3 protein-coding genes are annotated in these 3,563 nt (G+C 77.2%); all 3 read right to left on the bottom strand.

Features of this window, described 5'->3' with window-relative positions; genetic code table 11:
* Window positions 1-194: 194 nt before the first annotated feature.
* Window positions 195-611, bottom strand: a complete 417-nt coding sequence (locus tag WCS02_RS18735) for a hypothetical protein (protein WP_340295804.1) — start codon at window positions 609-611, stop codon at window positions 195-197.
* A 20-nt stretch (window positions 612-631) separates the two neighbouring features.
* Window positions 632-2,311, bottom strand: a complete 1,680-nt coding sequence (gene murJ, locus WCS02_RS18730; RefSeq protein WP_340295803.1) for a murein biosynthesis integral membrane protein MurJ — start codon at window positions 2,309-2,311, stop codon at window positions 632-634.
* On the bottom strand, window positions 2,308-3,563 hold a 1,256-nt coding region (locus tag WCS02_RS18725), incomplete at its 5' end, for a DUF6049 family protein (RefSeq protein WP_340295802.1). The genes WCS02_RS18725 and murJ, both read right to left, overlap by 4 nt.

The following is a 3,563-nucleotide window of genomic DNA, read 5'->3' as shown; positions in this document are numbered from 1 at the left end:
GGCGGGCGACGGGGCAGGGGCGGCCGTCGCGGGGGCGGCGACGAGGACCGCGAGCACGGCGGCGAGCGCGGCACCCGTGGCGCGGGCGCTCAGGGTCATGGACGGGCGTGCGGAGGGGCGTGCGGACGACCGCACGGACGGTGCGGCGGAGGACCGGGAGGACGGGCGCGGGAGCGGGTGCCGGGCCACGGCCGTCAGCCGGTCGCGTGCGTCGAGGAGGCCTGCACGCTGAGCCAGCGCTCGCTGCCGGGGACGTACCCCAGGACGAGGGTCGGGACGTCGCGGCGGACGGTGACGGTGACCGAGCGGTCGGCGCCGACGGCGAAGCCCTCGACGGGCAGCTCGAGCAGGGGCTGCTCGCCGAGCACGGTCTGCGCGGCGGCGTCGTAGGCCGCCTGGTTGCTCCCGCCGGCGACCAGCGCGGTGGCGGCGGCGCGCGCACCGGCGGCCGCCTGGTCGGTGGCGCCGAGCCGGGCGACTCCGAGGGAGATGCCGTCGAAGGCGAGCACGCCCACCAGGGCCAGCACCCCGACGAGGCGGGCGAGCCACCCGACGACGATGTCGCCGCGGTCGCCGGTGCCGGAGGCGCCGCCGGCCGGGAGAGGACGCATGCAGCGAGGGTCGGCACGCCCTAGGTGCGGCTTGAGGCCCTGCCACCCGCACGGCCGAGCCGGCCGGCCACGAGCGCCACCAGCTCGCGGCTCTCGCGCACCCGCAGGAGCACCGTCCCCAGCACGTACCCGACGACGAGGACCGCCCCGCCGACGACCACCGAGACCAGCGCCTCGCCCGCGGAGCCCACCCCGCCCGTGGCCTGCGCGGCCAGGTGCGCCAGCGGGGCGACGACGGCGAGGACGAGCAGGGCGCGGACGAGCACCCACAGCCAGCGGCGGACCTCGAGCCCGCCGCCCATCCGTCGGTGCAGCAGGACGACGGCCGCGGCGAGCCCGGCCACCTCGCCGGCACTCATCGACGCGGCCACCGCCGGCACCCACCAGGTCGGGGGCAGCAGGGTCGGCAGCACGACCGTGCCCGCCGCCCACACCCCGGCGGTGACCAGCGTGACGAGGAACGGGGTCCGGCCGTCCTCGAAGGCGTAGAACACGCGCCGCACGAGGTACAGGACGCTGAAGAACGGCAGCCCGAGCGCCATCGCGATGACGACGCGGCCGACGACCGCGGCCTCCTCGGAGGTCTGCTGGAAGAGCAGGGTCGTGATGGCGGGGCCGAGGACGACGAGCCCCGCCGCGGGCAGCAGCATGCCGACCAGGAGCACCCGCATCTGGGTGGCCGTGACCGAGGCGACGGCGGCGGTGTCCCCCTCGTGGGCGGCGCGCGAGACCCGCGTGAAGACCGCGGTGACCAGGCTCACCGCGAGCAGCCCGTGGGGGAGCATGTAGAGCAGGAACGCCAGGGTCCATGCGGTGTTCGACGCGGTGACCGCGGCGAGCGCGGTCCCTTCGGTCTCGGACTGGGCCGCGGCGCCGACCCGGGACACGAGCAGGAACACGAGCTGGCTGACGACGATGCCGCCGAAGGTCCAGCCCGCCACCGTGCCCGCGGCCCGGAACCCGACACCGCGCAGCCCCCACCGGGGACGCCACGAGAAGCCGATCCGGCGCAGCGGCAGCACGAGGACCAGGGCCTGGGCGGCGACGCCGGCGGTGGCGGTCCCCGCGAGCAGCGCCACCATCGCCGGGGTCCACGTCGACAGGTCCGTCACCCGCTGCTGCCCGTACAGCGCGAGGAAGGCGACGAGGCCGCCGATGGCGAACACGTTGTTCACCACGGGCGCCCAGGTGTAGGGGCCGAAGGAGCCGCGGGCGTTGAGCAGCTGCCCGAACAGCGTGTACATGCCGTAGAAGAACAGCTGCGGGATGCACCACAGCGCGAAGGCGACCCCGAGGTCGCGCTGCGGGTCGCGCCACTCGCCGCCGGTGTAGAGGTCGACGAGCGGTCCCGCGGCCAGCGTGAGCACCACGGTGAGGCCGAGCAGGCCGACGGTGGCCATGGTGAACAGCCGGTCGAGGAACTCCCGCCCCCGGGCCCCGTCCTTGTCGGCACGGACGATCTGCGGCACGAGCACCGCGTTGAGGGCGCCGCCGGCCACGAGGGCGTAGATGAGGTTGGGCATCTTGTTGGCGACGTCGAAGGCGTTGGCGGCGAGGTTGGCCGCGGAGGCGCCCAGGAGGAGCGTGAGCAGCGACTTGCTGGCCAGGCCGAGCAGCCGCGAGACCAGGCTGCCGCTGGCCATGACCGCGGTGGCCCGCACCAGCCCGGAGCGGGGGCGGGGCGTCGTGGTGGCGCTCACGGCTCGACCGGCCCGGCGCCGACGAGCTCGCGCCCGCGGCGGTCGCGGACGAAGGCCCGGGCGGCCCCGACGACGAAGACGACGGCGACGACCACCCCCACGACGGTGAGCGCCCGGCCCTCGGCCTGGGTGGCGACGGTGACGTCGACGCTGGAGACCGGGCCCCAGGCCCGCCCGTCGGCGGTGGTCAGCTGCGACTCGACCTCGGCGGCGCCGGAGGCGACGGCGACGACGGGCACGTCGACGACGGTCCGCTGGCCCGGCTGCACCGTGACGGGCACGCGGGCCTGCGGCACCTGCAGGCGCGGCGAGCGGGACCGTACCTCGAGCACCAGGCTCACCTCCGTGTCGAGCTCGTTGACGACCGTGACGGGCAGCCCGGCCTCCGCGGCGACGAGCGTGACGCGGGACCCGGGCACGACCTGCACCCCGTCCACGGTGCCACGGGTCTGCTCCCGCACGAGCGCCGCGAGCTCGGCGGGCGCTTCGGGGGGCGTCGACCGGGAGAGGCTGGCGGCGGCCCGCAGGTCGAGGGCGGCGGCCTGCACCGGGTCCTCGGGGACCGCCGCGGCGGCGGCGACCTGGCGGGCGTCGGCGAGCGCCTCCAGCAGCCCGTCCACCCCGGGCACCTGCGGCGACCGGCCGCCGGGCAGGGGCTCGCGGGGCTCGGTCGAGGGCGGGGTGCCCAGCGCGGTCGACAGGCTCACCGTGTCCGCCCACGGCGTCCCCGACAGCGCGTCGGCGACGTGCTGGGCGGCCCCGGGCACGGGGGACAGGTCCGCCGGGAGGGTGACGGCCAGCAGCCGGGGGTCGTTGGGCCGCTGCAGCGTGGTCGTCGCCAGGCGGGCGACGACGCGGGTGAGGGCCAGCGGCGAGCCCTCGAGCGCGGCGGCCGTGTCGGCACCCAGGGTCGCGTCCGCGAGGACGGCGGTGAGGGTGCTGCCACCGGCGTCGACCTCCGTGACGGCGTCGGGGGTGTAGCTGAGGGCGAAGGGGTCGCTGAGCGGGACGGCCTCCTCGGGCAGGACGACCGACGAGCGGCCCTGCGCGAGGGTCGCGACGTCCCGGCCGGACACCCGGTCCGCCGCGGGACCGTCGACGACGAGGACGTCGGAGCGGGTGCTGCCGTCCAGCAGCTGCTCGGCCAGGCCGTCCGGCAGTGCGGCCTGGCGCGCGGCGCGCACGACCGCCCACGCGGCGTCGGGGTCCGCGGCCGACCGGACGCGGGCGGGGTCCGGGTCCGCCCAGTCGG

The sequence above is a fragment of the Aquipuribacter hungaricus genome, assembly GCF_037860755.1.
Lineage (GTDB): Bacteria > Actinomycetota > Actinomycetes > Actinomycetales > JBBAYJ01 > Aquipuribacter > Aquipuribacter hungaricus.
Note: the sequence above shows the minus strand (reverse complement) of the source record. Positions and strands in the feature narration are given on the sequence as shown.